We start from the raw sequence: 26,453 nt of genomic DNA, 5'->3' as shown, positions 1-26,453 counted from the left end.
ATCCCCTCAGTTTCATCGTTTCATCGACACATGAGGAGAACGTGATGCAAGACTTGCTGGGATTCGACAAGATGGTGACGCCCATCATCATCCGGATACTGTATTTCCTTGGATTGCTGGCTGTGCTCGCAATGACCGCCACGGCGTTGTTCCAGGGACGCATCCTGGTCGCCATCGGGGTCCTGGTTTTCGGCGCGATCATCGTTCGCGTCTACAGCGAATTGCTGATCCTGCTGTTCCGCATTCACGACAACCTCGTGTCCATCAATCAGCAAATGAAGGCCCGGAATACTTCCGGCCCACTGTGAGTGAATGCGTCCCCGCTGTTGGGGATGCTCGAGATTAAATAGGAAAGACGCATATGAAGGTTTATTACGACAAGGACGCGGACCTCAGCCTCATCAAGGGCAAGACGGTCGCCATCATCGGTTACGGCTCGCAAGGCCATGCGCACGCGCAGAACCTGAACGACAGCGGCGTCAAGGTCGTGGTCGGCCTGCGCAAGGGCGGCGCCTCGTGGCCCAAGGTCGAAAAGGCCGGCCTGAAGGTCGCTGAAGTCGCCGACGCCGTGAAGGCCGCCGACGTCGTCATGATCCTGCTGCCCGACGAGCAGATCGCGAACGTCTACAAGAACGACGTGGCTCCGAACATCAAGGAAGGCGCTTCGCTGGTCTTCGCGCACGGCTTCAACGTGCACTATGGCTTCGTGCAGCCGCGCGCCGACCTCGACGTGTGGATGGTCGCTCCCAAGGCCCCGGGCCATACCGTGCGCAGCACGTACACCCAAGGCGGCGGCGTGCCCCACCTCGTGGCCGTGCACCAGGACAAGACCGGCAAGGCACGTGACCTCGCGCTGAGCTACGCCACCGCCAACGGCGGCGGCAAGGCCGGCATCATCGAGACCAACTTCCGCGAAGAAACCGAGACCGACCTGTTCGGCGAACAAGCGGTTCTGTGCGGCGGTACGGTCGAGCTGATCAAGGCCGGTTTCGAAACGCTGGTGGAAGCCGGCTACGCGCCCGAAATGGCGTACTTCGAATGCCTGCACGAGCTGAAGCTGATCGTCGACCTGATCTATGAAGGCGGCATCGCCAACATGAACTACTCGATCTCGAACAACGCCGAATACGGCGAGTACGTCACCGGCCCGCGCGTCGTGACCGAAGAGACCAAGAAGGTCATGAAGCAAGTGCTGAAGGACATCCAGACCGGCGAGTACGCCAAGAGCTTCGTGCTGGAAAACGCCGCCGGCGCTCCCACGCTGATCAGCCGCCGCCGCCTGAACGCAGAGCACCAGATCGAAGTCGTCGGCGAAAAGCTGCGCGCGATGATGCCCTGGATCAAGAAGAACAAGCTGGTCGACCAGACCCGCAACTGATCATCCGGTTGAAGGGCGCTTCGGCGCCTTTTCCCGAGGGCCACCCGTCGCGGTGGCCCTTTTGTTTGAAGGGGGCGAAGAGGTCCCCTGAACTACACTGCGAGCCATGCGATTCACAGATCAAGATGCTATCGATTGGATAGCTGTACGTGGCGTGCCCATGAGGGACGGAGGCAATTTCAATGCATGACGATACGGTTCCCGACGACGTGCAACCGCGCAAACGCCGCAAGGGCATCTACATCCTGCCGAACCTGTTCACGCTGGCGGCGCTGTTCGGCGGGTTCTATTCGGTGGTGATGGCCATGAACGCGCGCTTCGACCTCGCGGCGCTAGGCGTGTTCGCCGCGATGGTGCTCGACAGCCTCGACGGCCGCGTGGCCCGCATGACCAACACGCAGAGCGCGTTCGGCGAGCAGATGGATTCGCTGTCCGACATGGTGTCGTTCGGCGCCGCGCCCGCGCTCATCGCTTACGAGTGGTCGCTCAAGGGCCTGGGGCGCTGGGGCTGGATTGCCGCGTTCGTGTATTGCGCCTGCGCGGCCTTGCGGCTGGCGCGCTTCAACGTGAACACCGGCGTGGTCGACAAGCGTTGGTTTCAGGGACTTCCGTCGCCGGCGGCCGCGGCACTGGTGGCCGGCTTCATCTGGCTGGTGAATGAATGGGGCAAGCGCGGCGGCGACGTGCTGTACCTTTCGTGGACGCAGATCACCTGGGTCACGTTTGCATTCACGCTGTATGCGGGTCTCACGATGGTCACGAACGCGCCGTTCTACAGCTTCAAGGACATCCAGATGAAGAAGAGCGTGCCCTTCGTGGTGATCGTGCTCATCGCGCTGGGCATCGCGGTCATCAACATCAACCCGCCGACGGTGCTCTTCGGCCTGTTCGTCGCCTACGGCCTGAGCGGCTATGTCGTGTATGCCTGGCGCAAGGCCAAGGGCCAGCCGGCAAGCGTGATCAGTACCTCCACCGAAGAGCCCGACGAGCGCGGACTGCATAACTGAGGCCAGGGCAGGCCCGCTCAGCCTGTGCTACATTCGCAACCCTCATGACCAAGATTTCGCTGCTGGCCCTACTAGCCCTCCCTCACGGGCGGAGACGGTAGCGCACGCGCAAATCCCTCACCACGGCCCGTTAGCACCAGCAACGGGCCGTTTGTTTTTTGGGGTTGCTGGTCGATTACCAACCATCACAGAGAAATCGACATGCTCAAGCAACCTCAAAGCAAATACCGCGCATTCGCCCCGATCGGCCTCAAGGACCGTACCTGGCCCGATGCCGTGCTGACCAAGGCGCCCATCTGGCTGTCGACCGACCTGCGTGATGGCAACCAGGCGCTGGTCGAGCCGATGGACATCGCGCGCAAGATGCGCATGTTCGAAACCCTCGTGGCCATCGGCTTCAAGGAAATCGAAGTCGGTTTTCCCTCGGCATCGCAGATCGAATTCGACTTCGTGCGCAAGCTCATCGAGGAAGACCGCATTCCCGAAGACGTGACCATCCAGGTGCTGACGCAGGCACGCGACCACCTCATTGCACGCACCTTCGAGTCGCTGCAAGGCGCGCCGCGCGCCATCGTGCATCTCTACAACGCAGTGGCCCCGGTGATGCGCCGCGTGGTCCTCGGCATGAACGAAGACCAGATCGTCGAGCTCGCGACCACGCACGCGCGCATGTTCAACGAGTTCGCAGCGAAGCAGCCGAACACCCGGTGGACCTTCCAGTATTCGCCCGAAATGTTCTCGGGCACCGACGTGGCGTTTTCCAAGCGCGTGGTCGATGCGGTAACGGAAGTGTGGGCACCGACGCCGCAGCGCAAGTGCATCGTCAACCTGCCGACGACGGTCGAGCATTCCACGCCGAACATCTTCGCGGACATGATCGAGTGGATGCACCGCAACCTCGCGCGGCGCGATTCCATCGTGCTTTGCGTGCATCCGCACAATGACCGCGGCACCGGAACCGCGGCCGGCGAACTGGCCCTCATGGCCGGTGCCGAGCGAATCGAAGGCTGTCTCTTCGGCAACGGCGAGCGCACCGGCAACCTCGACCTCGTGAACGTCGCGCTCAACCTCTACACCCAAGGCGTTTCTCCGGAACTCGATTTCTCGAACATCGACGAGATCCGCGCGACGGTCGAGCACTGCAACCAGATTCCCGTGCATCCGCGCCACCCTTACGTGGGCGACCTCGTCTACACCTCGTTCTCCGGCTCTCACCAGGACGCGATCAAGAAGGCTTTCGCGGCGCGCAAGGAAGGCGATATCTGGGACATGCCTTACCTCCCCATCGATCCGAAGGACGTGGGCCGCAGCTACGAAGCCGTGATCCGCGTGAACAGCCAGTCCGGCAAGGGTGGCATGGCCTATCTGCTCGAGAGCGAGTACGGCATTGAAATGCCGCGCCGCCTGCAGATGGAATTCATGCAGGTCGTGCAGCGCGTGATGGACGTGGCCGGCAAGGAACTCACCGCCGCCGACCTCTGGGACCTGTTCGTGCGCGAATACGGCATCGAGACGGCGCAATCGCTCCAGCACCGTGTGATCGAGGAAGAAGGCGAGGGCGCCAACGCTTCCGTGGTCCTGCGCGGCGATCTGCTGTGGAATGGCGAAACGCGTGCCATCGAAGGCCGTGGCAACGGACCCATCGACGCCTTCACCCAGGCGCTGAGCAAGGCCACCGGCCACACGGTCCGCGTGATGGACTACCACCAGCATGCGATCGGCGCCGGTGCCGATGCGAAGTCCGTGGCCTACCTGGAACTGCGCGTAGATGAAAGCCAGACGCTGTTCGGCGTGGGCATCGACGCCAACGTGATCTCGGCGTCGCTGAAAGCGATTGTTTCGGGTGTCCAGCGTTCGCGGGCCCGGGGCGCGCACAGCGCACAATCGGTGGTTGAAGTCGCCTGACGTCGCCGCGCGGATCCGCGCAGTGCTCGGCAGGTGGCAGCGAACCAAGGAGAACCACGATGACCGAGCAACTCATAATTTTCGACACCACCTTGCGCGACGGCGAGCAATCGCCGGGCGCCTCGATGACGCGCGACGAGAAGATGCGCATTGCCAAGCTGCTGGAGCGGCTGAAGGTCGACGTCATCGAGGCCGGCTTTCCAGCCAGTTCGAACGGCGATTTCGAGGCCGTCAAGGCGATTGCCGGCACGATCAAGGACTCGACGGTGTGTGGCCTGTCGCGCGCCAATGACCGCGACATCGCACGCGCCGCCGAGGCCCTCAAGGGCGCGGCCCGCGGGCGCATCCACACCTTCATCGCGACCTCGCCGCTTCACATGGAAAAGAAGCTGCGCATGACTCCCGACGAGGTGCACGAACAGGCCCGACTGGCGGTGCGCTTCGCGCGCAACCAGATCGGCGACGTCGAATTCAGCCCCGAAGACGGCTACCGGAGCGATCCGGACTTTCTCTGCCGCGTGCTGGAGACCGTCATCAACGAAGGCGCCACCACCATCAACGTGCCCGACACCGTCGGCTACGCCATTCCAGAGCTATACGGCAACTTCATCAAGATGCTGCGCGAGCGCATTCCCAACAGCGACAAGGCCATCTGGTCGGTGCATTGCCACAACGACCTGGGCATGGCCGTGGCCAACTCGCTGGCCGGCGTGAAGATCGGCGGCGCGCGCCAGGTGGAATGCACCATCAACGGGCTGGGCGAGCGCGCTGGCAACTGCTCGCTCGAGGAAGTGGTCATGGCGGTCAAGACCCGCAAGGACTATTTCGGGCTCGACCTGCGCATCGACACCCAGCACATCGTGGCCGCGAGCCGCATGGTGAGCCAGACCACCGGCTTCGTGGTGCAGCCGAACAAGGCGGTGGTGGGCGCCAATGCCTTCGCGCATGCCTCGGGCATCCACCAGGACGGCGTGCTCAAGGCCCGCGACACCTACGAAATCATGCGCGCCGAGGACGTGGGCTGGACGGCCAACAAGATCGTGCTGGGCAAGCTCAGCGGCCGCAATGCCTTCAAGCAGCGCCTGCAGGAGCTGGGCGTGACCATGGAGAGCGAAGGCGAGATCAACGCCGCCTTCCTGCGCTTCAAGGAGCTGGCCGATCGCAAATCCGAAATTTTCGACGAAGACATCCTCGCGCTCGTCAGCGCGGAGGAGGTGTCGAACGTTGGTGAGCGGTTTGCGTTCGTTTCTCTCTCCCAGCACAGCGAAACCGGAGAGCGCCCCCAGGCCAAGGTCGTCTTCACCGTCCAAGGCAAGGAAGTCACCGGCGAATCCGACGGCAATGGCCCGGTTGATGCTTCTCTGAAGGCGATCGAGTCGCACGTCAAGAGTGGCGCAGAGATGGTTCTTTACTCTGTAAACGCCATCAGCGGCTCGACGGAAAGCCAAGGAGAAGTTACAGTCCGGTTACAAAACGCAGGGCGGGTGGTCAATGGTGTGGGTGCAGACCCCGACATCGTGGTCGCTTCGGCAAAGGCTTATTTGAGTGCGCTCAACAAGTTACAGAGCCAAGCTGAGAGAGTTGCGGCACAAGGTTAGGTTTTCAGGCGATCCTTGGTATTCGATTGAAGAAGAGGATGCAAGTAACTGATATTGCGTGCCTTTTTTGATTTCGATACACTGCGGTCCTCGTTTGTCGCCGCTGGAGATTTATTAATGCCTGAAGCCCGTCTCCGCCGAGTTTCCAGCCAGCGGTTTCTACCCGCACTCAAGTTCATCGCCGTCGCGTTCTGCGCCACGGCGTTTTTGCTGCCTGGCGCCCAGGCCGCGAAAAAAGAAAAGCCCGCCGCCTCCAAGACCACTGCCGCCAAGAAGGGCGTTGTGCCGGTCGAGGCCAAGCGCAGCGCGTCGTCCAAGACGGCTCGCGGCGCCGCAGTCGCCAGTCGTGGCGGCCGGGCCGAGAAGAACGAAAAAGTAGAGAAAGTCGTTCGTGGTGGCCGCAACGTGGTTGCCACCATCCACAAGAAGAACGGCAAGACCGTGGTGGCCGTCCAGCGCCGCTCGGTCGTTCGTGTCGAACAGCCCGCGCGCCAGTCCTTCGGCCAGATGGCCGGCCTGCACGGCACCGAAGATTCGCTCGACCTGAAGTCGAGCGTCGCGCTGGTCATCGACCAGGACACCCACGAAGTGCTGTTCAGCAAGAACGACCACGCCGTGCTGCCGATCGCGTCGCTCACCAAGCTGATGACCGGCCTGCTCATCAGCGAGGCGCACCTGCCGAATGAAGAGCTCATCACCATCACCCAGGACGATGTCGACACCGAAAAGCGCAGCAGCTCGCGCCTGACCGTCGGCACGACGCTGTCGCGGGGCGAACTGCTGCACCTGGCGCTGATGTCGAGCGAAAACCGTGCGGCGCACGCGCTGGGCCGTACCTATCCGGGCGGGCTGTCGACATTCGTCAGCATCATGAACGCCAAGGCAAAGATGCTCGGCATGAAGGACACGCGCTACGTCGAGCCCACGGGCCTGTCGAGCCGCAACCAGTCGAGCGCGCAAGACCTGGCGCTGCTCGTCAATGCCGCCTATGCAGACGCCACGGTGCGTTCGCTGTCGACCTCGCCTGAATACCAGGTGGAGGTGGGCAACCGCGTGCTGCAGTTCAACACCACCAACCGTCTCGTGAAGAGCCCTGATTGGGAAATCGGTGTGCAGAAGACCGGCTACATCTCCGAAGCCGGCCAGTGCCTCGTGATGCAGGCCAAGGTAGCGGGGCGCAAGCTGATCATGGTGTTCCTGGATTCGGCCGGCAAGTTCAGCCGCATTGCCGACGCCGAGCGCGTTCGCCGCTGGGTCGAGGCCACGCATTCGATCTCCGGCTCGCCGGCCGCGTCTTCGCGCAACGTGGGCTACCAGGTCGCTGGCTGAGCTAGACCTGCCCGCTCCAATGAAAACAGGCCCTTCGCAGGGCCTGTTTGCTTTTGGGGTTCTGCCTGGGTCAGGCGCCTGCCGAGGGGCTGCCGTTCGCCGGGGTGGCCGCAGCCCCATCCTTGAACCCCAGCGCGCCAGAGATCTCGTTGGCCGTGGCCTGCAGCTTGGGCAGCCAGCCTTCGTCCAGCCGATCGGCCGGGGCAGAGATGGAAAGGCCCGCCACCAGCTTGCCCTGGTCGTCGTAGATGCCGGCAGCCATGCAGCGCACGCCCAGCTCCAGTTCTTCGTTGTCGCGGGCGATGCCGTACTGGCGCGCCTTCGACAACTCGCGCTCGAGCGCGGGCAACTGGGTGATGCTGTTGCGGGTGTGGCCGGCCAGCCCGGTGCGGGTGGCGTAGCTGCGCACGCGCTGCGGATCGTCGGCGGCCAGGAACAGCTTGCCGGTCGAGGTCAGGTGCAGGGCGGCGCGGCCGCCGATGGCGCGTACCACCTGCATGCCCGAGCGTTCGCTGTACGAGCGCTCGATGTACACGATCTCGTCGCCCTGGCGCATGCTCAGGTTGACCGGCTGCTGCGTGAGCTTGTGCAGTTCGCGCATCGGCCCCAGCGCCGCGTCGCGCACGTTGAGCCGGCCCTTGACCAGGTTGCCCAACTCCAGCAGGCGCATGCCCAGGCGGTAGCTGCCGGCCTCGGGCCGGTCGACGAAGCGGCCCACCGCGAGGTCGTTGAGGATGCGGTGCGTGGTCGACGGGTGAAGGCCGGTCTTTTCGCTGATCTCCTTCAGCGAAATCGCCTCTTCGCGGGATGCCAGGACATCGATCAGCGCGAACATGCGCTCGATCACCTGGATCACGGGAACGGCGGGAATGTCTGATTGGTTTTTTCTCATGGCGCTCTGCGGTGATGACCGGGCGCCATTTTACCTTGTGAAATCGCCGGGCGCTTGCCAGCGACCGTCCACCAACACTTCGTGCGGGGAAAAGCGCGCCTTGTAGTTCATTTTCGGGCTGTGCTCGATCCAGTAGCCCAGGTACACGTGCGGCAGGCCCAGCTTGCGCGCCTGCTCGATCTGCCAGAGCACGCTGTAGGTGCCGTAGCCGGCGCTGGTGTCGGGCTCGTAGAAGGTGTAGACGGCCGAGATGCCGTCGTTCAGCACGTCGAGGATCGACACCATCTTGAGCGCCCCGGCGCTGCCGTCAGGCAGTGTTTCGCGAAACTCCACCAGCCGCGAGTTGACCCTGCTCTGCAGCAGGAACTGGGTGTACTGGTCGATGCTGTCGTGGTCCATGCCGCCGCCGGCATGGCGGCCGTTCTGGTAGCGCAGGTATAGCTGGTAGTGCTCCGGCACGAAGCACAGCTTCAACACGCGCGCCTGCAGTTCGGAATGCTGTTTCACTGCGCGCCGCTGGCTGCGCGTGGGGTGGAAGCTGTTGGCCAGCACCCGCAGCGGAACGCATGCGCGGCAGCCGTCGCAGTAGGGGCGGTAGGTGAACATGCCGCTGCGCCGGAAGCCGCTGAGCACCAGGTCGGAATAGGCGTCGTTGTGGATCAGGTGGCTGGGCGTGGCCACCTGCGAGCGGGCCTGGCGGTCCGGCAGGTAACTGCAGGGATAGGGCGCCGTCGCGTAGAACTGCAGGGTGTGAAGCGGAAGGTCCTTGAGGTGCGTCACGTCGTCACATCGGGAGAATGAGGTCGCGCGGAAAGGAGTTCAGTCCAGTATACGGGCTCGAAACGCCACTGTGGCCCCTCTTCCTGCCGGGCCTGGGCCACGTGCGCGACGAAGCGCCCGCGCGGCATTTCGCGGGCGCCGAGGCTCGCGAGGTGGGGTGTGTTCTGCTGGCAGTCGATCATTTGCACGCCGTAGCGCCTGCAAAGCGCCACCAGCGCCGCCAGCGCGATCTTCGAGGCGTCGGGCCGGCGCGTGAACATCGACTCGCCGAACACCGCGCGTCCCAGCGCCACGCAATAGAGGCCGCCCGCCAGCTTGCCGTCGATCCAGGTCTCGACGCTGTGGGCATGGCCGGCGCGGTGCAAATCCGTATAGGCCCGCACCATGTCCGGAACGATCCACGTGCCCGACTGGCCCACCCGCGGCGAGCGCGAGCAGGCCTCTATGACGGCGCCGAAGTCATGGTCGATGCGCACTTCGCAGCCAGGCGTCTGCGCAAAGCGCGCCAGGGTCTTGCGCAGCGAGCGATGCAGGTGGAAGTCAGCTACCTGCAGCACCATGCGTGGGTCGGGGCTCCACCAGAGAATGGGCTGGTCCTCGCTGAACCATGGGAAGACGCAACTGGCGTAGGCCTGCGTCAGGGTGTCGACATCCAGTGCGCCGCCGGCCGCGAGCAGGCCGGGCACCGGGTCGGCGGCCCCCCATGCCGATGCGGGATCGGGCAGCGCGTCTCCGGGTTCGAGCCAAGGCAGTTGTTGCATGTTCACAGGTATACACGGCTTATCGAAAACTGAATCCAGTTGGGGGAAAATTGCGTACGCCCCGGGTCTGCCCATCAGGCAAAGGCCCGGAGCGTAGCGACCGCTGGCACGACACACCCACAAGACCCGTCGAAGACCATATAGTCCACAGCTTGCATTCGCCACGGTACCCTCAGGTACCAGCGAATCCGGCTGGCAACTGTTTTGCGCCGGGATCAGCACAAGAGGACCACGTTGACCACTGAATCCAATCCCACACGCTTCGGCAGCGGCCAGGCAGTGCGCAGACTCGAGGACGAAAGCCTGCTGGCCGGGGCCGGACGCTACACGGACGACGTCACGTTGCCCGGCCAGGCGCACCTTGTCTTCCTGCGGTCTTCCTATCCCCACGCACGCATACTTTCCGTGGACACCAGCACGGCGGCTGCCATGCCGGGTGTGCTCAGCGTGATCACCGGGGCCGACATGGCGCGGGCCGGCGTCAAGCCGATGCCCGGGGCCGCGGGCTTCAAGCGCGCGGACGGCAGCGACAGCGCCAGCCCGCCGCGCTACGCAATGGCGCATGAACGCACGCGTTTCGTCGGAGAGGCCGTGGCGCTCGTGGTGGCCGACACCGTGCAGCAGGCGCGCGACGCCTGCGAAGCCATCATGGTCGACTACGAAGACCTGCCGATGGTGGTCGACCTTGCCAGTGCCACTGCCGAAGGCGCGCCGCAGCTGTGCGAAGCGGCCTCCGGCAACATCGCCGCCGAAATGCGCCACGGCAGCAGCGAGGCCGCCACCGCCGCCTTTGCCAAGGCCAGCCATGTGGTGGCGCTCGACGTGAACAACCAGCGCGTGGTCGCACTGACCATCGAGCCGCGTTCCGTGCTCGCCGCGCAAGACGCCGACACGGGCCGCCTCACCATCCGCATGAGCACGCAGATGCCTTCCGGCGTTCGCGATTCGCTGTGCGCGGCCATCGGCCTGCCCAAGGAGAAAGTGCGCGTGGTCGTGGGCGATGTCGGCGGCGGCTTCGGCATGAAGACCGGCGCCTACCCCGAAGACATCGCGGTCGCGTATGCCGCGCTTCAGGTCCGCCGTCCGGTGAAATGGGTGGCCGACCGCAGCGAAGAGTTCCTGTCGAGCGCGCATGGCCGCGACATCGAGGCCCGCGCCGAAATGGCGCTGGACGCCGACGGCAAGATCTTGGCGCTGCGCATCAAGACGCTCGCCAACGTGGGCGCCTACGCCACCGGCACCGGTGTTGCCATCCAGCTGCTCATCGGCCCCTGGGTGCAGACCAGCGTCTACGACATCCAGACCATCGACTTCCATTTCAAGGCGGTGCTCACCAACACCGCGCCCACCGGCGCCTACCGCGGCGCCGGCCGGCCCGAGGCCATCTTCACCATCGAGCGGCTGATGGACGAGGCCGCGCGCCAGACCGGCATCGACCGCATCGCGCTGCGCCGCCGCAACTTCATCCGCCCCGAGCAGATGCCGTACAAGAACCCGATGGCGCAGACCTACGACACCGGCAACTTCGAGTCGGTGATGGACCAGGCGCTGGCGCTGGCCGACTGGCAGGGGTTCGAGGGCCGCGCCGCCGCATCCGCCAGCCAGGGCAAGCATCGCGGCCTGGGCATTGCCACCTTCCTCGAATGGACGGGCGGCAACGTGTTCGAGGAGCGTGTCACGGTGTCCGTGCGGGCCGATGGCGTGATCGAGGTCTTCTCTGCCGTCAACGCCATGGGGCAGGGCATTGCCACCTCGCTCGCGCAACTGGCCGTGGACGCCTTCGGCGTGCCCATCGACAAGGTGCGCGTGGTGCTCGGCGACACTGACCGCGGCGACGGCTTCGGCAGCGCCGGATCGCGCTCGCTCTTCACCGGCGGCTCGGCCGTGCGCATCGGCGCGGAACGCACCATCGACAAGGCGCGCGAGCTCGCGGCGCAGGAGTTCGAGGCTGCCGTCGACGACATCACCTACACGCGCGGCGTGTTCATGGTGGCCGGCACCGACCTCGAGCTCGACCTGTTCACGCTCGCAGGCAAGCAGCCCGGGCGCGAGATCTTCGTCGACTCCACCAGCACGGTGGCCGGCCCGACCTGGCCCAACGGCTGCCACATCTGCGAGATCGAGATCGACCCGCCCACCGGCGAGATCAGCGTGGTGGCCTACAGCTCGGTCAACGACGTGGGCCGCGTCATCAACCCGATGATCGTGCGCGGCCAGCTCGAAGGCGGCGCGGTGCAGGGCATCGGGCAGGCGCTCTACGAGCAGGTGGTGTACGACCACGAAACCGGCCAGCCCGTCACCGGCAGCCTGATGGACTACGCCGCGCCGCGCGCCGACATCGTCGACACCATGTTCAACATGGAAATGGACGAATCCACGCCCTGCAAGAACAACCCGCTGGGCGTGAAGGGCGTGGGCGAACTGGGCACCATCGGCGCCACGCCGGCCATCGTGAACGCGGTGGCCGACGCCTTCGCGCGCAACGGCCTTGCCACCCGCGCGCCGCGGCTGCACATGCCGCTGAGCCCTGCGCGCGTCTGGCAGGCGATGCAAACGGTCGATTAGGCAATCGTTTCCGTGGGACGGAAAAAGGGCGCCTGCCATGCTCGTCACCACGGAAGCAGAGACAGACGCCATCAGCGTCGCCAGCTACCGCTGCGACGCGGGGCCTGACGCGCAGCCCTTTGCCGAACTGCACGAGGGCTACTCGGTCTCGTACGTGCGCAAGGGCAGCTTCGGCTACCGCACGCGCGGCCGGGCCTACGAACTGGTGACCGGCTCGGTGCTGGTCGGTTGCCCCGGCGACGAATACGTCTGCACACACGACAACCATGTGTGCGGCGACGAATGCCTCGCGTTCCACCTGTCGCCCGGCTTCGTCGACCTGATCGGCGGAGATTCGAAGGCCTGGCGCGCCGGCGGCCTGCCGCCGCTGGCCGAGCTCATGGTGATCGGCGAACTCGCCCAGGCCGCGGCCGAAGGGCAGGGCGATGCGGGCCTGGACGAATTGGGCATGTGGTTTGCAAGCCGTTTCGTCGAGGTCGTGTCCGGGCGCCGGAAGTCCGCGGCGCCGTCCACGGCCGCGGCGCGAGACCGCCGTCGCGCGGTCGATGCCGCAGTGTGGATCGACGCCAACTCGCAGGGCGACATCGGCCTCGACGGCGCGGCGGCCGAGGCCGGACTGAGCTCCTTCCACTTCCTGCGGCTGTTCTCCCAGGTGCTGGGCGTCACGCCGCACCAGTACCTCGTGCGCTCGCGGCTGCGCCGTGCCGCGCGCCTGCTGGCCGAGGACGACGGCCGGCCCGTGACCGAGGTCGCGCTCGACGTGGGCTTTGCAGATCTCAGCAATTTCGTGCGCACCTTCCACCGCGCGGCCGGCGTGTCGCCCAGCGGCTTTCGCAAGGCGGCACGCGGCGACCGCAAGATTTTCCAAGACCGCATCGCAGCGCTTCTCGATGATGAGCGCCTGATCCAGCCGTCGGGCCGGGTCGCGTCACTCTGAAGCGAGGCAACCCATGGCCACCATCTACAAGGAATTCATCGTCGAGGCGGACGCTGCCCGTGTGTGGGACGCACTGCGCGACTTCAACGCGGTGCACGTGAGGCTCGCGCCGGGCTTTCTCACCGGCTGCACCATCGATGCGGAAGGCGCCCGCGTGCTGACTTTCGCCAACGGCCTCGTGGCGCGCGAGGTGCCGGTCGGCATCGACGACACGCACCGCCGGCTTGCCTACACCGTCGCAGGCGGCAAGGCCAGCCATCACCACGCATCGGCGCAGGTGTTCACGGAATGTCCGGGGCGCTCCCGCTTCGTGTGGATCACCGATGTGCTGCCCGATGCCATGGCTGCCTACGTGGAGCCGATGATGGTGCAGGGCGCCGCCGCGATGAAGGCGGCGCTCGAAGGGCGCACCGCCTAGAAGTCTTCCAGCGGCAGGCCGACGTAGTTCTCGGCCAGCGAGGTGGAGGCCGCGTGCGAGTGCACCAGGTAGTCGAGTTCCGCTTCCTGGATCTTCTGGCCGAAGGCGCCGGTTTCCGGAAAACGGTGCATCAGCGAGGTGAACCACCACGAGAAGCGCTCGGCCTTCCACACGCGGCGCAGGCACAGGTCGGAGTAGCGGTCGAGCGCCGAGGCCGACTTCTCGCGGTAGAAGATCTCCAATGCGCGCGACAGATAGCCCACGTCGGCCGTCGCGAGGTTCAGCCCCTTGGCGCCGGTCGGCGGCACGATGTGCGCCGCGTCGCCCGCCAGGAACAGCGAGCCGAAGCGCATCGGCTCGGCAACGAAGCTGCGCAGCGGCGCAATGCTCTTCTCGATGGACGGGCCGGTCACCAGCCGTTCGCGTGCCTCGGGGTCCAGGCGTGCGCGAAGCTCGTTCCAGAAGGCCTCGTCGCTCCAGTTTTCCACGCGCTCCTCGGTCGGCACCTGCACGTAGTAGCGGCTGCGCGTGGCGCTGCGCATGCTGCACAGCGCGAAGCCGCGCTCGGTGTTCGCGTAGATGAGCTCGTGCGACACCGGCGGCACGTCGGCCAGCACGCCGAGCCAGCCGAAGGGGTAGATCTTTTCGTAGGTCTGGATCGCGTCGGGCGGCACGCTCGCGCGGCTCACGCCGTGGTAGCCGTCGCAGCCGGCGATGAAGTCGCATTCGATCTCGTGCGTCTGGCCGTCCTTCTCGTAGCGCACGCGCGGCTTGTTCGAGTCGAAGTCGTGCAGGCTGACGTTGGCCGCGCTGTAGATCGTCTTCAGGCCTTCGGCTTCGCGCGCTTCCATCAGGTCGCGCGTCACTTCGGTCTGGCCGTACACCGTGACCTGCTTGCCGCCCGTGAAGCCGTGCATGTCGATGCGATGGCGCGCGCCCTTGAAGAGCAGCTCGATGCCCTCGTGCGGCAGGCCTTCGGCCTTGGCGCGAGCGTCGACGCCGGCGCGGGCCAGCAGGTCCATGGTGACCTGCTCGAGCACGCCGGCGCGGATGCGCCCGAGCACGTAGTCGCCGCTCTGGCGTTCGACGATGACGTTGTCGATGCCTGCCTTGTGCAGAAGCTGACCGAGCAGAAGGCCGGCGGGGCCGGCGCCGATGATCGCGACCTGGGTGCGCATGTTCGTGTCTCCGGGATGGTTTGGTGGAGCGTAGGGCGGGCCCGCCCGTCTGTGGCGCCGGCGCGAGATGCTCTGTGCGATCATGCGAACGCGTGCGCGATGATCGCGCAACACTTCGACCCAACGACGACCCGAGGACGAATGACCATCGCCAGAGCCGACTTCATCGAGGGCATTGCCAAGGGAATGGCGGTGCTCGAGAGCTTCGACACCGAGCGCCAGCGGCTCAACGCCACGCTGGCCGCGGAGCGCGCCGGCCTCACCCGCGCCGCGGCCCGCCGCCACCTGCTGACGCTGGCGCACCTGGGCTACCTGGAAACCGACGGCAGCTATTTCTGGATGGCGCCGAAGGTGCTGCGCTTCTCGGGCAGCTACCTCGCGTCGTCGCGCCTGCCGCGTGCGCTGCAACCCACGCTGAACCGGCTGGCGGCACAGACGGGCGAGTCTTTCTCGGCGGTGGTGCTCGACGGCGAGGAGGTGGTCATCATTGCGCGCAGCGGCAGCTACGGCACGCCGACGCGCGTGCTGGCCTACGGCCTGCACCTGGGCGCACGGCTGCCGGCCCATGCCACCTCGACCGGCCGCGTGCTGCTGGCCGCAATGGCGCCCACCGTGTTCACGCAATGGCTCAAGGGGCGCCACCTGGCGCGGCTCACGCCCCATACCGTGACACAGGCGCGTGGCCTGCGCCAGCTGGTTGCCCGCGCCCGCAAGGACGACTATTGTTTTGCCAGCGAGGAACATGAACTGGGCGTGCAGGCGCTGGCGGTGCCGTTGCGCGACATGCAGGGCCACACGGTGGCGGCGCTGAACATGGTGCTGTCGGGCACGCGCTACCAGGAAGAGGCCCTGCAGCGCGACATGCTCCCGCTATTGTTCGAAGCAGCGCGGGAAGTGCGTTCGTTGCTGTGACGCTCCCTACGATCTGAACTTTAGCGAAGGCCCGCGCCTCGAATCCCCGAAACGGACACAACCATGCGACTCCTCCTCCTCGAAGACGACGTGATGATCGGCGAAGCCGTGCTCGACCTGCTGCGTGCCGAGCAGTACGCGGTGGACTGGGTGAAAGACGGCGAGGCCGCGGAGTCGGCGCTGCGCACCCAGCAGTACGACCTGGTGATGCTCGACCTGGGCGTGCCGCGCCGCGACGGACTGGAAGTGCTGCGCAACCTGCGCGCGCGCAAGCAGCGCATGCCGGTGCTGATTGCCACCGCGCGCGACTCGGTCCAGCAGCGCATCGAAGGCCTCGACGCCGGCGCCGACGACTACGTGCTCAAGCCCTACGACCTCGAAGAGCTGCTGGCCCGCATCCGCGCCTTGCTGCGCCGAGCGGCCGGCCGTGCCGAACCGGTGTACGAACACATGGGCGTGAGCATCAACCCGGCCACGCGCGAGGTCTCGGTGGCCGGCCAGCCGGTGGTGCTGTCGGCCCGCGAATGGGCCGTGCTGGAGCCGCTGCTCTCGCGGCCCGGCATGGTGCTGTCGCGTGCCCAGCTCGAGGAAAAGCTCTACAGCTGGAAAGACGAGATCAGCAGCAACGCGGTGGAGGTGTACGTGCACGGCCTGCGCAAGAAGCTGGGCGCGGAGCTGATCCGCAACGTGCGCGGCGTAGGCTACATGGTGCCCAAGCTATGACTCGCCCCCAGGCTGCGCGCACTTCGTGTCGCTTCGCCAACCCACTTCCGGGGGCGACGCCTGCGGCCCGGCAGAGCCGGTTCCGCGGCGCCTCGCGAAGGGGCCGCGCATGAGGGGAATCATCGGGTCGTTGACCGGCTCTCTTCGCGCGCGGCTGCTGTGGTTCCTGCTTGCTGCCATCGTGCTGGCGGCGGGCGCGCAGGCGCTGGTGGCCTACCGCACGGTGCTTGCCGAAGCCGACGACATCTTCGACTACCACATGCAGCAGATGGCGCTGTCGTTGCGCGCCGGCCTGCCGCCGAGCGCCACGGTCGGCGGTATCGGCACTGGCGAGCAGAACTTCGACTTCGTGGTGCAGGTGTGGACCGCCGACGGCGTGCGCATCTTCGAATCCGCCGAGGAGGCGGCGCTGCCGCAGCTCGCCGTGCTGGGCTTCGCCGACGTGCATGCGCGCGGCACCACCTACAGGGTGTTCTCGATGCAGACGCGCGGGCTGGTGATCCAGGTGGCGCAGGACATGGCGGCGCGGCGGCACATGGCCGGCTCGCTCGCGTTGCGGACCATCGCGCCGGTGGCGTTGATGGCGCCGCTGCTGATGCTGGTCGTGTGGTGGGTGGTGAGCCGCTCGCTCGCGCCGGTGGCGCGCGTGCGCAAGCAGGTGGCTTCTCGCCAGGCCGACGACCTGTCGCCGGTCAGCGAGGAAAACCTGCCGGAAGAAGTGCGCCCACTGGTGCAGGAACTGAACTTGCTGTTCGACCGGGTGCGCCACGCTTTCGATGCGCAGAAGCACTTCGTCGCCGATGCCGCGCATGAGCTGCGCTCGCCGCTGGCCGCGTTGAAGCTGCAGGTGCAGGGGTTGCAGCGCGCGCCCGACGATGCTTCGCGCGACCTCGCCGTGAGCCGGCTGGTGGCGGGCATCGACCGCGCCACGCGACTCGTCGAGCAGATGCTCGCGCTGGCGCGCCACGAGGCCAGCATGGCCGCGGGCGCCATCCCGGAGCCGGTCGATCTTTCCGAGGTGGCGCGGCTCGCGGTGTCCGATGCGGTGGCCGCGGCGCAGGCGCGCGGCATCGACATCGGCATCACCCATGCCGATGCCGCTGTCGTCAACGGCCAGCCGGAAGCGCTGCGCATGCTGCTGCGCAACCTGCTGGAGAACGCCGTCAAGTACACGCCGGTCGAGGGCCGCGTCGACATTGCCATCGCCAGGCGAGACGACGCCGTAGAGCTCAGCGTCGATGACAGCGGCCCCGGGCTGCCCGAGACGGAGCGTGAGCGCGTGCTCGACCGCTTCTACCGCTCGGGCGAGACACAGGCGCCGGGCAGCGGCCTGGGACTGGCCATCGTCAAGTCGATCGCCGAGCTGCATGGCGCGACGGTGGCGCTCGACGCCTCGCCCAGCCTGGGCGGCCTGCAGGTGCTGGTGCGCTTTGCGGCCCACGCCTGAGCCCTTTCGCCGGGGGGCGCCGTTTAAGCGGCGCTTAAGTCAGGGCGGCGACATTCCTTTCATCGTGTTGCGTGCATACGCCTTGAAAGGAACCGACAAATGAACTCCCGTCTGACTTCGCCCCGCGCCCTGGTGATTGCCTTGGCGACCGCAGGTGTGATCGGTGCAGTCGGTGCTGGTGCCTACACCAGCGCTCGCGCCGTGGGCGCCCCGGCCACCACCAACGCGGTTGTCACGGCGCCCGCGGCCATGGTCACGCTGCCCGACTTCTCCACCATCACCTCGCGCGACGGCCCTGCCGTGGTCAACATCAGCGTGACCGGCACCATGAAGGCGTCGGACGACCAGGCCGCCGCCGAGATCCAGGGCATCGATCCCGATGACCCGATGTTCCAGTTCTTCCGCCGCTTCCAGGGCCAGATGGGCCCGCGCGGCCAGCAGCAGCAACGCGACGTGCCGGTGCGCGCGCAGGGCTCGGGCTTCATCGTCGATCCCAGCGGCATCATCATCACCAACGCGCACGTCGTGAAGGACGCGAAGGAAGTCACCGTCAAGCTGACCGACCGCCGCGAGTACCGCGCCAAGGTGCTGGGCGCCGACGCCAAGACCGACATCGCGGTGCTGAAGATCGACGCGAAGAACCTGCCGGTGCTCGCACTGGGCAACACCAAGGACCTGAAGGTCGGTGAATGGGTGCTGGCCATCGGCTCGCCCTTCGGCTTCGAGAACACGGTGACGGCCGGCGTGGTGAGCGCCAAGGGCCGCTCGCTGCCCGACGACAGCTACGTGCCGTTCATCCAGACCGACGTGGCGGTGAACCCCGGCAATTCGGGCGGGCCGCTGCTCAACACGCGCGGCGAGGTGGTCGGCATCAACTCGCAGATCTACAGCCGCAGCGGCGGCTACCAGGGCCTGTCGTTCGCCATTCCGATCGACGTGGCGATCCAGGTGAAGGACCAGATCGTCGCGACCGGCAAGGCCACGCACGGCCGCCTCGGCGTGGCGGTGCAGGAAGTGAACCAGGCCTTTGCCGATTCCTTCAAGCTCGACAAGCCCGAAGGCGCGCTGGTCTCCAACATCGAGAAGGGCGGCCCCGGCGACAAGGCGGGCCTGAAGGCCGGCGACGTGATCCGCAAGGTCAACGGCCAGCCGATCATTTCCTCGGGTGACCTTCCCGCGGTGATCGGCCAGCAGGCCCCGGGCAAGCAGGTCACGCTCGAAGTGTGGCGCCAGGGCGAACGCCAGGAGCTGCAGGCCAAGCTCGGCGACGCGAGCGACAAGCCGGCGAAGGTCGCCAAGGCCGATGCCGACGTGGGGCAGGGCAAGCTGGGGCTGGCACTGCGTCCGCTGCAGCCGCAGGAAAAGCGCGAGGCCTCCGTCGACAACGGGCTGCTGATCGAAGACGCAGCCGGTCCCTCGGCCCTGGCGGGCGTGCAGGCAGGCGACGTGCTGCTGGCCATCAACGGCACGCCGGCGCAGAGCGTGGAGCAGGTGCGCGAGGTGGTGGCCAAGGCCAGCAACAAGTCGGTGGCGCTGCTGATCCAGCGCGGCGAAGACAAGATCTTCGTGCCCGTGCGAATCGGGTGAGCCGCTCCGAAGGCGGCGGAGGGCTGTCGGCGCACATCCTGCCCACGTCGGCCACCATGATCGGCGTGTGCATGACGGTGATGTCGATCGGGCACCTCGGGCCGCGCGACGACATGCGGCTGCTCATCGACCGCCTGCTGGCCGTGGACGCGCTGGTCTTCCTGGCCAGCGCGTTGCTTTCTTTCATCTCGATGCGCTCGCACGGCTCCGGCGCCCGGCTGGAGAGCTGGGGCGAGGCGGTGTTCATTGCCGGCCTTGCGCTGCTGGCGCTCGGCGCGGTCACGCTGGCTTTCGCGCTGCGCTGAGGCAGCTCAGGCCAGCGTGCAGGGCCAGTCCAGCAGCACGCGGGTGCCGCCGGTGCGCTCGTCCGCGGTTTCTATTTGCAGCTTGGCGCCTATCGACTGGGCGCGCGCCCGCATGTTCGAGATGCCGTGCCCCGGCGGTCGGCCGTCGGCCGGCGCATTGGGCAGGCCCCGGCCGTTGTCGGTGAGCATGATGCGCACCAGCGGGGGTGACTCTTCCCCGTGCCAGCTCGCATGCATCACGATGCGCGTGGCCGACGCATGCTTCAGCACATTGGTGAAGGCTTCGAGCAGGATGCGCTGCAACTGCAGCGCGGCCTGGGCGGCGAATGGAGCCATGGGCGGAATCACGGCCACGTCCCATACCAGTTCGATGCCGGCCGCATCCAGGCGCGGCTGCAGCCTGTAGCGCAGCGTGGCGAGCACGGTGGGCAGGTCGTCGTGGGTGGGCTGCAGCGAGTCGACGGCCATGCGCATCTCGTCGAGCGCGAGCTTCACATGCTCCTCGACCACCTTGCGATCAGGCGCGGGCTGCGTCACCACGTTGAGCAGGCCGACCAGCTGCGAGCCCACGCCGTCGTGGATCTCCCGCATGATGCGCTGGCGCTCCAGCAGCACGGCCTGCTCCTGCTGCTGCTGGCGCAGCGTGTCGAACGCACCGCGCAGCTGCGCCTCGCGTTCGTCGATGCGGGCCGCGAGGTTGGCGTTGAGCGCCCTGTAGTCGGCCACGGTGCGGCTGTAGCGCTCGACCACCAGGCCGGCCAGGATCATCACGAAGAAGAACATCGCGTGCGCGGTCAGCGTGTAGTCCGCGCCGCCGAACAACCCCATGCGCACCAGCAGCAGGTCGTGCGCGCCGGCCAGTATGGCGAGCGAGCCGGCCGCCATGAGCACCCTGGCAATGCTGCGGCGCTCCACCAGCGCGCCATGCACCACATAGGGCAGGCAGACGATGCTCGTCAGCTGCAGGATGACGAGGCCGCCGGTCCACAGCTTCGGCAGCGCGAAGGCGAAAGAGGCGCAGGCCAGCGCGACCGTGGTTGCCAGCGCGGCGTAGATCGCACGCACCAGCCACGGCGGATTGCGCTCCAGCACCAGCAGCACGAAGCGCGCGATGAGCCCGATGTGGCATGCATAGCAGACCGCGACCACCGCGCCCCACAGCGGCCAGGGCACCGGCACTTCGGGCCATACACGGTCGAGGTTGCGCGCCACGCCCGAGAGCGCGGCCAGCGCGAAGCAGCCGTAGAGCGCGTCGCGCTGGCGCAGCCACAGCCCGCCGGCCATGCCGCCCATCAGCAGCAGGCTGACCGCATAGACGATGGCCGAGGTATTGCGCCAGTTCTGCTGTGCGCGGTAGATGGGCGTGAGCGCCGCCTCGGTGCCGTATTGCACGGTGGCCAGCCCCGCACCGCGCTGCCGCTGGATGGTGGTGCGCACCTCCAGCACCTGCGGCCGGCCTTCGCGGTGCAGCGCCGCCGCGACATGCACCAGGTGGTTGCCCTTGGAGGCCTCGTAGCCGGGATCGCCCAGCGTGCCGTAGCTGGCCACCAGCGCATCGTTGAAATACACGGCCACCTGGTTGCCCACGCCCGTCATCAGCAGCGCCGAAGGAGCGCCCGCCGGCACGGCGGCGTCAGGAAGCTCCATCCGGTAGCTGGCCTTGCCGCCGCGGCCGGGAAACTCGTGGTCCCAGCGAAAAGGCAGCGGCACGCGGCGTACCTGCGGCGGCAGGCCGTCGGGCTCCAGCGTCGCTTCCGCGAAGCCGACCTCCATCGGAGCGGCGGTGGCAGCGTGGGCCTGGAGCACTACCGCGAGCAGCGGCAGGCCGAGCACCGCCAGCAGCCAGCGGCGCATCCTCCGGGCGATCACGCTAGGGAAGCCAGCCGAGGGTGCGGGCCTCGAACACCGCTTCCGATTTGTTGTGCACATCCAGCTTGCCGTAGATATTGCGGATATGGGTTTGGACCGTCGATGCGGAGACTCCCATCTGCGTGCCGACTTCGACATAGGTGAAACCACGAGAGACGAGGTCGAGCACCTCGAACTCGCGCGGCGACAGGCGCTCGGGACGGATGCTGCCGCCGAAAGGCGACGGTGTTGCCGGCTTGGCCGGCGCCGCGATGCCGGCGCGAGCCTGCCAGCGGCGCAGCAGCTGGCGCGCGATCACCGGAGACATGGGAGAGCCGCCGGCGCGCAGGTGGCGGATGTGGGTGGCCAGCTCCGTCTCGGTGCCGTCCTTCAGCAGATAGCCGCTGGCGCCGGCCTCGAAGGCCTGCACCATGTTGGCCTCGTCGCCGAAGATCGACAACACCATCACCGCGCAGGCCGGCTGCATGGTGCGGCACTGGCTGATCACCTGCAGCCCGGGGTGGTCTGGCAGGCCGAGGTCCACCAGCAGCACGTCGATGGGGTTGTCGTTCAGCCACGCCAGGATGTCGGCGGCATTGGACGCGCTGAAGGCAAGGCTCAGCGACGGGTCCGCGTCGACGACACGCGCGATGCGATCGCGCATGCCGGTGTCGTCCTCGACCAGGGCAACCTGCGTTGCCTGCGTCATGCGCCGGCCTGCTGCGTCACCCAGCGCCAGGTCTTGCGGTCGATGGTTTGCGGCAGGGTGGCAGGGTCCTTCTGGAAGACCTGCACGGTGATGCGCTCGGCATCGATGTCCAGCAGGCCCCAGTTGCATTGCAGCGCGCCCAGCGTGACCAGCGTGCATATCGCCGCGCCGGACGCGGTGGCCTCGAACAGCAGCCGTCCGCGCTCGGTCGAGTACTGGGTGATCTTGTTGTGGTGCACGTCGCCGCTCAGCATGAGGATGCGGTATTTGTCGGCCAGCGCCAGCAGTCTTTCGTGTTCCTTGGCACAGCCGAGCCAGGTTTCGCCGCTGTTGGCCTCGAACACCACCCCCGAGGCCAGCAGGTGAACCGTGTCGGACGATGCGCTCGCGCAGGCGGCCTCGAAGTCGTCGAGCTGCTTGCTGCCCATCAGCGCCTTGCGGCCACGCGTGGACTTGAAGCTGCGGCCGTCGGTGAGGTGGAGCAGCACGTCATGGTCAAGAGGCACGTTGCTGTAGCCGGGCGGCGGCACGTCGGCGGCCCACGGCGGCGGCACCTGGGGAAAGCTGCCGGGTGCGAACCGGGCGGCCAGTGCCTTCCGGTAGCGCGCGAACACGGCGCGCGTCGGCGGCAGCAAGTGGCTGTACTGCGGCTGCCCCTCGATCTGCGCGCCGCATGAGCCGTTCCAGAGGAAGTCGTGGTCGTCCCAGATGGCGTGCGTGCGCAGCGTGGGGGTCTTGACGAGCGCGGAGAAAGTGGGGTGGCTGACCTGCTTGTAGAGGCGCTCATGCGCATGCAGGGCGAAGGTGTTGGCGTCCATGGCCTGGATCGCGGCGGTGCTCTGGCCGTCGGCGTCGTAGTAGGCCGAATCGCCCAGGAGCACCAGTTCGTCGCATTGAGCCTGTGCAATCTGCTCCCACGCCGGTTGGTCGGGGAAGCTGTACGCGCTCATGCAGGACGTGAAGGCGATGCGCATGGTGAAGAAAAACCCTCGGAGTCTGTTTTTGAATCAGGCCGAGGGTAGGGGGCGGGGGTGCCCCTGCACATCCTATATACGAGGGAGGCGCGGCGCGGCTTTTGCCGGCTGGCTGCATGGAGCCTCGATGCGCGCGCGCCTGACCCCTTACTTGCTGCGGCGTCGCGTGGGTGCGGGCTTCTCGGCCGGCACGTAAGTCTGCGACGGCGCGGCGCCGCCATCCACGCCCAGGCGGCCACCGCCGCCGAGGCCCTGGCCGCGCACCGTCTGCGCCTTGTAGTTGCGCAGCGAGCGGACCATCTGGTTGAAGGCGTCCATGAAGGCGGCGGCAATCACCTTGCCTTGAGGCGTGCGCGTGTAGCCGCCGATGCCGCCGGCGGCGGAAAGGCCGCTGAGGTTGCCGAAGCCGCCGAAGTCGGTCTTGGAGGCGCTTCCTTCCGAGGCCGCGACCTGCACGCCGGAGCGGTTGTCGATGAGCGTCAGCAGCGCGCTGGCTTCCTTGGTCTGCATGCTCGCGCCGAGCTGCGCAATGGCGCGGCCACGGCCGCCACCCACCAGGCCGCCGAGCGCGCCGCCCAGGCCGCCCGCGTCGCTGTTGCTGAAGACGATCTCGGGCGACAGGCCGTAGTCCGACGCCACCATCTGGCCGCGGCCGAAGTTGCTGCCGCCGCGCATTTCGCCCGACTGCTGCAGTGCGCGTTCACGCGTCATGGCGTTCATGCCGGCCGCGCCGCGCTCGACAACGATGAAGCAGTTCGATTGCTGCACCAGCAGGCGCAGCAGGTTGGCGGTGGGCGGCAGCTTGTATTCGCCGGTGAGGATGGTGTACCAGCCTGCGCTCTGGTTCTCGATCAGCGAGACGGTGCCCAGCGGGGAGTCGCAGCGCTCGAGCTGGCTGCTTTCGCCGGAGGTCGCGCCGCCGGCGGCGCTGCCGGTGGCCACGGTCTTGGCCGACTGGCTGCCCATTTGCATGTCCATGGTCTGGCAACCAGAAAGGGCCAGCAGGCCCGCGAGTGCGCTTGCGAGAGTAAGTTTGGAAAAAGCCATGTCCGGATCAGTCAAGTGAAAACAAAGCGGCGCGCCAGGGGAGGCGCCACCTGTCTCGATCGGAGATGGGGACCGCATGGCCTGTTGTGACCTCCCTGCTCGTCGCACCAGCGACCGGGCGACGATACGGTCCGACCGGCCGGCACGCCAGTGCCGAAAGTCATGTTTTGACCAAATGGTCTGGCTGGTTCAGGCCAGGTAGTTGCCGCTGGCTTCGGGCTGGAACAGCACCGACACCACGCGCGCTTCGCCTTCCGCGCCGTTGGGCATGCGCCAGCGCGCGAGTGCGCCGGTCCGCTGGCCGAGCAGCCCGATGCCGACGGGCGACAGCACCGACACGCAGCCCGTGCCTGGCTGGGCGTCGGCGGGGTAGCAGAGGGTGATCTTCTGCGTCTGGCGGGTTGCGGGGTCTTCGATCTCCACCTTGGAGTTCATCGTGACGATGTCCGCGGGTACGTCGCGGGAGGGCAGGATGTCGGCCACGTCCAGCAGGTCGGACAGCGCCGGCGGAATGGCGCCGCCAGCCAGTTTGCCGAGGCGGACGAAATCGAGTTCGGTGAGCGTGCGCTCTCCGTGAATGGTTGCAGGCATGAAGCACTCCAGTTGAATGCGAAACCGCCCATTGCCGTGGAAACGAGCAGGCGAAGTCGCTACCGCGCGGTGTGGTGCCCGGCGGTCAAGGGTTCGCGCATCAAGAAAGAAGGTAGCGGACCGCCGGGCTCAGGAAAGTGCGGAGGTGCGTCGCAAGACCGTCGTCATCGCCGCAACGACGACACCTGCGCCACGGCCGGCCGCTGCCTGGAGCAGGGCTGCGCGGGCAGTGCGGTTGCGGGACGTGGACGAGAGGGCCATCGGCCGAGTGTAGGTGCGAGGGGTGGACGCCATCAAGCGAATGGCCTCACGTGTCTTGCCGATAAGGCCAGGGGCACGGCTATGCACAATCGCGCGATGCGCACTTTTCTTCTGTTCGTCGCGACGGCTCTCGCGGAGATCATCGGCTGCTACCTGCCTTACCTGTGGCTCAAGCAGGACCGCTCCGCGTGGCTGCTGGTGCCCGCGGCGATCAGCCTCGCGGCCTTCGCATGGCTGCTCACCTTGCATGAAACGGCGGCGGGCCGCGTGTATGCCGCCTACGGTGGCGTCTACATCGGCGTGGCCATCGCGTGGCTGTGGGCGGTCGACGGCATCCGCCCCAGCGCGTGGGATATCGCCGGTGTCGCGGTGTGTCTTGCGGGCATGGGGCTCATCGCTTTCCAGCCGAGGTAGACCGCCTTACGACGAGTCGGCGCGGCGAATCGGAATCAGCAGATCGGTGCGCAGCTCGGCTTGCCGCACCGTGCGCGGCGAATTCAGGTAGTGCTCCAGCGTGGGCCGGTCGTCGGGTTCGTAGCCACTGCCCGGCAGCCATCGCGCATAGAGCGATTGAACGGCGGCATTGATGCGCGCATAAGGGCCGGCCAGGCGATGCACGGCATAGCAGCCGCCCGGGATGTCGAGCAACTCGACGCCCGAGCCATCCTCCGGCCACGGGTCAGGCGAAGCGAACGCTGCGTAGTACCGGAAGCCGCTGGTGTCCTCGGGCGCGCTGAAGGACGCGCCCCAGTGCTCCGACAGCACCCGCGTGCCCGCATGGAGGCGCAGCCGCCGATGGGTATGGGGAATGGTCGCGAACGAGCCCTGGTGCCGCAGCGCATGCAGCCGCTGCGCGGAGCGCTCGACGATCCGCACGGCGGGTGGCGCGCCGCCGTCGTTGCCGGCCTGCGGTATCGCATCGACATCGAGCACCGCGCGCGCCATCTGCCGCTGGAACTCGCGCGGCGACTGGCCGGTGAACTGCCCGAAGGCGCGCGTGAAGGCCTGCGGGCTCTCGTAGCCCACCGCCAGCGCAACCTGCGTGATGCTCTGGCCGCCGGCTTCGAGCAGTTGCGTCGCGAGTGCGAGCCGCACACGGCGGACCGTGGCGGCCACGGTCTCGCCGGCCACGCTGGCGTAGACGCGATGGAAATGAAAAGGTGAGAAGTGCGCGAGCCGCGCGAGGTCGTCGAGCCGGTGATCGGCCATCGGGTCGGCAACGATGGCCGCGACCGCGCGTGCCACGCGGGCCCGGTAGTCCTGCTCTGTTCGACGGCTTTCCATGCGCGTCAGTGTGCGCG

At 66.9% G+C, this 26,453-nt stretch carries 26 protein-coding genes; 15 read left to right on the top strand and 11 right to left on the bottom strand.

Translation table 11 applies throughout. The features are described from left to right. Positions 1-44 precede the first annotated feature (44 nt). The 5 genes from WIX39_RS19055 (at position 45) to WIX39_RS19035 (ending at position 5,888) form a co-directional block, all read left to right on the top strand. Complete coding sequence (locus tag WIX39_RS19055) at positions 45-308, top strand: DUF4282 domain-containing protein (RefSeq protein WP_081266311.1); 264 nt, start codon at positions 45-47, stop codon at positions 306-308. A 53-nt stretch (positions 309-361) separates the two neighbouring features. Continuing rightward, positions 362-1,378 (top strand): ketol-acid reductoisomerase, encoded by a 1,017-nt coding sequence (gene ilvC / locus WIX39_RS19050; protein ID WP_081266312.1) that lies wholly within the window; start codon positions 362-364, stop codon positions 1,376-1,378. A gap of 182 nt (positions 1,379-1,560) precedes the next feature. Beyond that, complete coding sequence (pssA, locus tag WIX39_RS19045; protein WP_081266313.1) at positions 1,561-2,385, top strand: CDP-diacylglycerol--serine O-phosphatidyltransferase; 825 nt, start codon at positions 1,561-1,563, stop codon at positions 2,383-2,385. 201 nt (positions 2,386-2,586) lie between these two features. After that, positions 2,587-4,290, top strand: coding sequence for a 2-isopropylmalate synthase (gene leuA / locus WIX39_RS19040; RefSeq protein WP_106934320.1), 1,704 nt, complete (start codon positions 2,587-2,589; stop codon positions 4,288-4,290). A gap of 59 nt (positions 4,291-4,349) precedes the next feature. After that, positions 4,350-5,888: a 2-isopropylmalate synthase gene (locus WIX39_RS19035; protein ID WP_106934321.1), complete on the top strand. Its 1,539-nt coding sequence runs from the start codon at positions 4,350-4,352 to the stop codon at positions 5,886-5,888. Here WIX39_RS19035 and WIX39_RS19030 read toward each other — a convergent pair. Further along, complete coding sequence (locus tag WIX39_RS19030) at positions 5,885-6,205, bottom strand: hypothetical protein (RefSeq protein ID WP_234382999.1); 321 nt, start codon at positions 6,203-6,205, stop codon at positions 5,885-5,887. The genes WIX39_RS19035 and WIX39_RS19030 overlap by 4 nt on opposite strands. On the opposite strand from WIX39_RS19030, the gene WIX39_RS19025 reads away from it, so the two are divergent. After that, entirely contained in the window at positions 6,171-7,217 is a 1,047-nt protein-coding gene (locus tag WIX39_RS19025) for a serine hydrolase (RefSeq protein ID WP_234382829.1), read from the top strand. The two genes, WIX39_RS19030 and WIX39_RS19025, sit on opposite strands and share 35 nt — an antisense overlap. 70 nt (positions 7,218-7,287) lie before the next feature. On the opposite strand, the gene WIX39_RS19020 is transcribed toward WIX39_RS19025, so the two are convergent. From WIX39_RS19020 to aat, 3 genes are read right to left on the bottom strand one after another with little or no spacing between them, the layout of a single operon-like run. Then, the gene (locus WIX39_RS19020) at positions 7,288-8,109 is read right to left on the bottom strand and encodes an IclR family transcriptional regulator (protein WP_081266317.1); all 822 of its coding nucleotides are present in this window, start codon (positions 8,107-8,109) and stop codon (positions 7,288-7,290) included. A gap of 30 nt (positions 8,110-8,139) precedes the next feature. Further along, positions 8,140-8,889, bottom strand: a complete 750-nt coding sequence (locus WIX39_RS19015) for an arginyltransferase (RefSeq protein ID WP_409195629.1) — start codon at positions 8,887-8,889, stop codon at positions 8,140-8,142. Further along, a complete protein-coding gene (aat, locus tag WIX39_RS19010; protein WP_081266319.1) occupies positions 8,886-9,650 on the bottom strand; it encodes a leucyl/phenylalanyl-tRNA--protein transferase in 765 nt (254 codons plus the stop codon). The genes WIX39_RS19015 and aat overlap by 4 nt, the downstream gene beginning before the upstream one ends. Before the next feature lie 234 nt (positions 9,651-9,884). Between aat and WIX39_RS19005 the strand changes: the two genes are divergently transcribed. Genes WIX39_RS19005 through WIX39_RS18995 form a run of 3 tightly spaced genes read left to right on the top strand, consistent with a single transcriptional unit; the run spans position 9,885 to position 13,570 of the window. Then, positions 9,885-12,215 carry a xanthine dehydrogenase family protein molybdopterin-binding subunit gene (locus tag WIX39_RS19005; protein ID WP_409195628.1) on the top strand — a complete coding sequence of 777 codons (2,331 nt, stop codon included), beginning with the start codon at positions 9,885-9,887 and terminating at the stop codon, positions 12,213-12,215. A 37-nt stretch (positions 12,216-12,252) separates the two neighbouring features. After that, positions 12,253-13,152 (top strand): AraC family transcriptional regulator, encoded by a 900-nt coding sequence (locus WIX39_RS19000; protein WP_409195627.1) that lies wholly within the window; start codon positions 12,253-12,255, stop codon positions 13,150-13,152. A gap of 13 nt (positions 13,153-13,165) precedes the next feature. Beyond that, a complete protein-coding gene (locus tag WIX39_RS18995; RefSeq protein ID WP_409195626.1) occupies positions 13,166-13,570 on the top strand; it encodes an SRPBCC family protein in 405 nt (134 codons plus the stop codon). Here the strand turns inward: WIX39_RS18995 and pobA are convergent. After that, complete coding sequence (gene pobA, locus WIX39_RS18990; protein ID WP_409195625.1) at positions 13,567-14,748, bottom strand: 4-hydroxybenzoate 3-monooxygenase; 1,182 nt, start codon at positions 14,746-14,748, stop codon at positions 13,567-13,569. The genes WIX39_RS18995 and pobA overlap by 4 nt on opposite strands. Before the next feature lie 141 nt (positions 14,749-14,889). On the opposite strand from pobA, the gene WIX39_RS18985 reads away from it, so the two are divergent. The 5 genes from WIX39_RS18985 to WIX39_RS18965 all read left to right on the top strand — a co-directional run bounded on the left by WIX39_RS18985 (position 14,890) and on the right by WIX39_RS18965 (position 19,722). Then, entirely contained in the window at positions 14,890-15,660 is a 771-nt protein-coding gene (locus tag WIX39_RS18985) for an IclR family transcriptional regulator domain-containing protein (RefSeq protein ID WP_409195624.1), read from the top strand. A gap of 63 nt (positions 15,661-15,723) precedes the next feature. After that, complete coding sequence (locus tag WIX39_RS18980) at positions 15,724-16,383, top strand: response regulator (RefSeq protein ID WP_409195623.1); 660 nt, start codon at positions 15,724-15,726, stop codon at positions 16,381-16,383. 109 nt (positions 16,384-16,492) lie between these two features. Continuing rightward, positions 16,493-17,830 (top strand): ATP-binding protein, encoded by a 1,338-nt coding sequence (locus WIX39_RS18975; RefSeq protein WP_409195622.1) that lies wholly within the window; start codon positions 16,493-16,495, stop codon positions 17,828-17,830. A gap of 99 nt (positions 17,831-17,929) precedes the next feature. Then, the gene (locus tag WIX39_RS18970) at positions 17,930-19,417 is read left to right on the top strand and encodes a DegQ family serine endoprotease (RefSeq protein WP_081266326.1); all 1,488 of its coding nucleotides are present in this window, start codon (positions 17,930-17,932) and stop codon (positions 19,415-19,417) included. After that, positions 19,414-19,722, top strand: coding sequence for a hypothetical protein (locus WIX39_RS18965; protein WP_234382536.1), 309 nt, complete (start codon positions 19,414-19,416; stop codon positions 19,720-19,722). Before WIX39_RS18970 ends, WIX39_RS18965 begins: the two co-directional genes overlap by 4 nt. Positions 19,723-19,728: 6 nt before the next feature. Here WIX39_RS18965 and WIX39_RS18960 read toward each other — a convergent pair whose 3' ends face one another. From WIX39_RS18960 to WIX39_RS18940, 5 genes are all read right to left on the bottom strand, one after another. Next, positions 19,729-21,591, bottom strand: coding sequence for a sensor histidine kinase (locus tag WIX39_RS18960; RefSeq protein WP_234382539.1), 1,863 nt, complete (start codon positions 21,589-21,591; stop codon positions 19,729-19,731). A 1-nt stretch (position 21,592) separates the two neighbouring features. Further along, positions 21,593-22,279 (bottom strand): response regulator transcription factor, encoded by a 687-nt coding sequence (locus WIX39_RS18955; protein WP_081266328.1) that lies wholly within the window; start codon positions 22,277-22,279, stop codon positions 21,593-21,595. After that, complete coding sequence (locus tag WIX39_RS18950; RefSeq protein WP_409195621.1) at positions 22,276-23,253, bottom strand: hypothetical protein; 978 nt, start codon at positions 23,251-23,253, stop codon at positions 22,276-22,278. Before WIX39_RS18950 ends, WIX39_RS18955 begins: the two co-directional genes overlap by 4 nt. Positions 23,254-23,400: 147 nt before the next feature. Beyond that, a complete protein-coding gene (locus tag WIX39_RS18945; protein WP_106934331.1) occupies positions 23,401-24,300 on the bottom strand; it encodes a CsgG/HfaB family protein in 900 nt (299 codons plus the stop codon). A gap of 189 nt (positions 24,301-24,489) precedes the next feature. Further along, a complete protein-coding gene (locus WIX39_RS18940; RefSeq protein ID WP_285410767.1) occupies positions 24,490-24,891 on the bottom strand; it encodes a GreA/GreB family elongation factor in 402 nt (133 codons plus the stop codon). Between the two features lie 357 nt (positions 24,892-25,248). Here WIX39_RS18940 and WIX39_RS18935 point away from each other — a divergent pair, with 357 nt between their 5' ends. After that, complete coding sequence (locus WIX39_RS18935; protein ID WP_081266380.1) at positions 25,249-25,566, top strand: YnfA family protein; 318 nt, start codon at positions 25,249-25,251, stop codon at positions 25,564-25,566. 6 nt (positions 25,567-25,572) lie between these two features. On the opposite strand, the gene WIX39_RS18930 is transcribed toward WIX39_RS18935, so the two are convergent. Further along, positions 25,573-26,436, bottom strand: a complete 864-nt coding sequence (locus WIX39_RS18930; RefSeq protein ID WP_409195620.1) for an AraC family transcriptional regulator — start codon at positions 26,434-26,436, stop codon at positions 25,573-25,575. Positions 26,437-26,453 lie beyond the last annotated feature (17 nt).

Source organism: Variovorax sp. AB1(2024) (assembly GCF_037482385.2).
In the GTDB taxonomy this organism is placed as follows: domain Bacteria; phylum Pseudomonadota; class Gammaproteobacteria; order Burkholderiales; family Burkholderiaceae_C; genus Variovorax.
Note: the sequence above shows the minus strand (reverse complement) of the source record. Positions and strands in the feature narration are given on the sequence as shown.

Excerpts from the sequence above, each read along its gene's own strand:
- WIX39_RS18935 (WP_081266380.1), top strand. The coding sequence starts at position 25,249 with ATGCGCACTTTTCTTCTGTTCGTCGCGACGGCTCTCGCGGAGATCATC.
- WIX39_RS19000 (WP_409195627.1), top strand. The coding sequence starts at position 12,253 with ATGCTCGTCACCACGGAAGCAGAGACAGACGCCATCAGCGTCGCCAGC.
- aat (WP_081266319.1), bottom strand. The coding sequence starts at position 9,650 with ATGCAACAACTGCCTTGGCTCGAACCCGGAGACGCGCTGCCCGATCCC.
- WIX39_RS18970 (WP_081266326.1), top strand. The coding sequence starts at position 17,930 with ATGAACTCCCGTCTGACTTCGCCCCGCGCCCTGGTGATTGCCTTGGCG.
- WIX39_RS18940 (WP_285410767.1), bottom strand. The coding sequence starts at position 24,891 with ATGCCTGCAACCATTCACGGAGAGCGCACGCTCACCGAACTCGATTTC.
- WIX39_RS18995 (WP_409195626.1), top strand. The coding sequence starts at position 13,166 with ATGGCCACCATCTACAAGGAATTCATCGTCGAGGCGGACGCTGCCCGT.
- WIX39_RS18975 (WP_409195622.1), top strand. The coding sequence starts at position 16,493 with ATGAGGGGAATCATCGGGTCGTTGACCGGCTCTCTTCGCGCGCGGCTG.
- WIX39_RS18985 (WP_409195624.1), top strand. The coding sequence starts at position 14,890 with ATGACCATCGCCAGAGCCGACTTCATCGAGGGCATTGCCAAGGGAATG.
- ilvC (WP_081266312.1), top strand. The coding sequence starts at position 362 with ATGAAGGTTTATTACGACAAGGACGCGGACCTCAGCCTCATCAAGGGC.
- WIX39_RS19055 (WP_081266311.1), top strand. The coding sequence starts at position 45 with ATGCAAGACTTGCTGGGATTCGACAAGATGGTGACGCCCATCATCATC.
- WIX39_RS18955 (WP_081266328.1), bottom strand. The coding sequence starts at position 22,279 with ATGACGCAGGCAACGCAGGTTGCCCTGGTCGAGGACGACACCGGCATG.
- WIX39_RS18945 (WP_106934331.1), bottom strand. The coding sequence starts at position 24,300 with ATGGCTTTTTCCAAACTTACTCTCGCAAGCGCACTCGCGGGCCTGCTG.
- WIX39_RS18980 (WP_409195623.1), top strand. The coding sequence starts at position 15,724 with ATGCGACTCCTCCTCCTCGAAGACGACGTGATGATCGGCGAAGCCGTG.
- WIX39_RS18950 (WP_409195621.1), bottom strand. The coding sequence starts at position 23,253 with ATGCGCATCGCCTTCACGTCCTGCATGAGCGCGTACAGCTTCCCCGAC.
- pobA (WP_409195625.1), bottom strand. The coding sequence starts at position 14,748 with ATGCGCACCCAGGTCGCGATCATCGGCGCCGGCCCCGCCGGCCTTCTG.
- pssA (WP_081266313.1), top strand. The coding sequence starts at position 1,561 with ATGCATGACGATACGGTTCCCGACGACGTGCAACCGCGCAAACGCCGC.
- WIX39_RS19035 (WP_106934321.1), top strand. The coding sequence starts at position 4,350 with ATGACCGAGCAACTCATAATTTTCGACACCACCTTGCGCGACGGCGAG.
- WIX39_RS18930 (WP_409195620.1), bottom strand. The coding sequence starts at position 26,436 with ATGGAAAGCCGTCGAACAGAGCAGGACTACCGGGCCCGCGTGGCACGC.
- WIX39_RS19020 (WP_081266317.1), bottom strand. The coding sequence starts at position 8,109 with ATGAGAAAAAACCAATCAGACATTCCCGCCGTTCCCGTGATCCAGGTG.
- leuA (WP_106934320.1), top strand. The coding sequence starts at position 2,587 with ATGCTCAAGCAACCTCAAAGCAAATACCGCGCATTCGCCCCGATCGGC.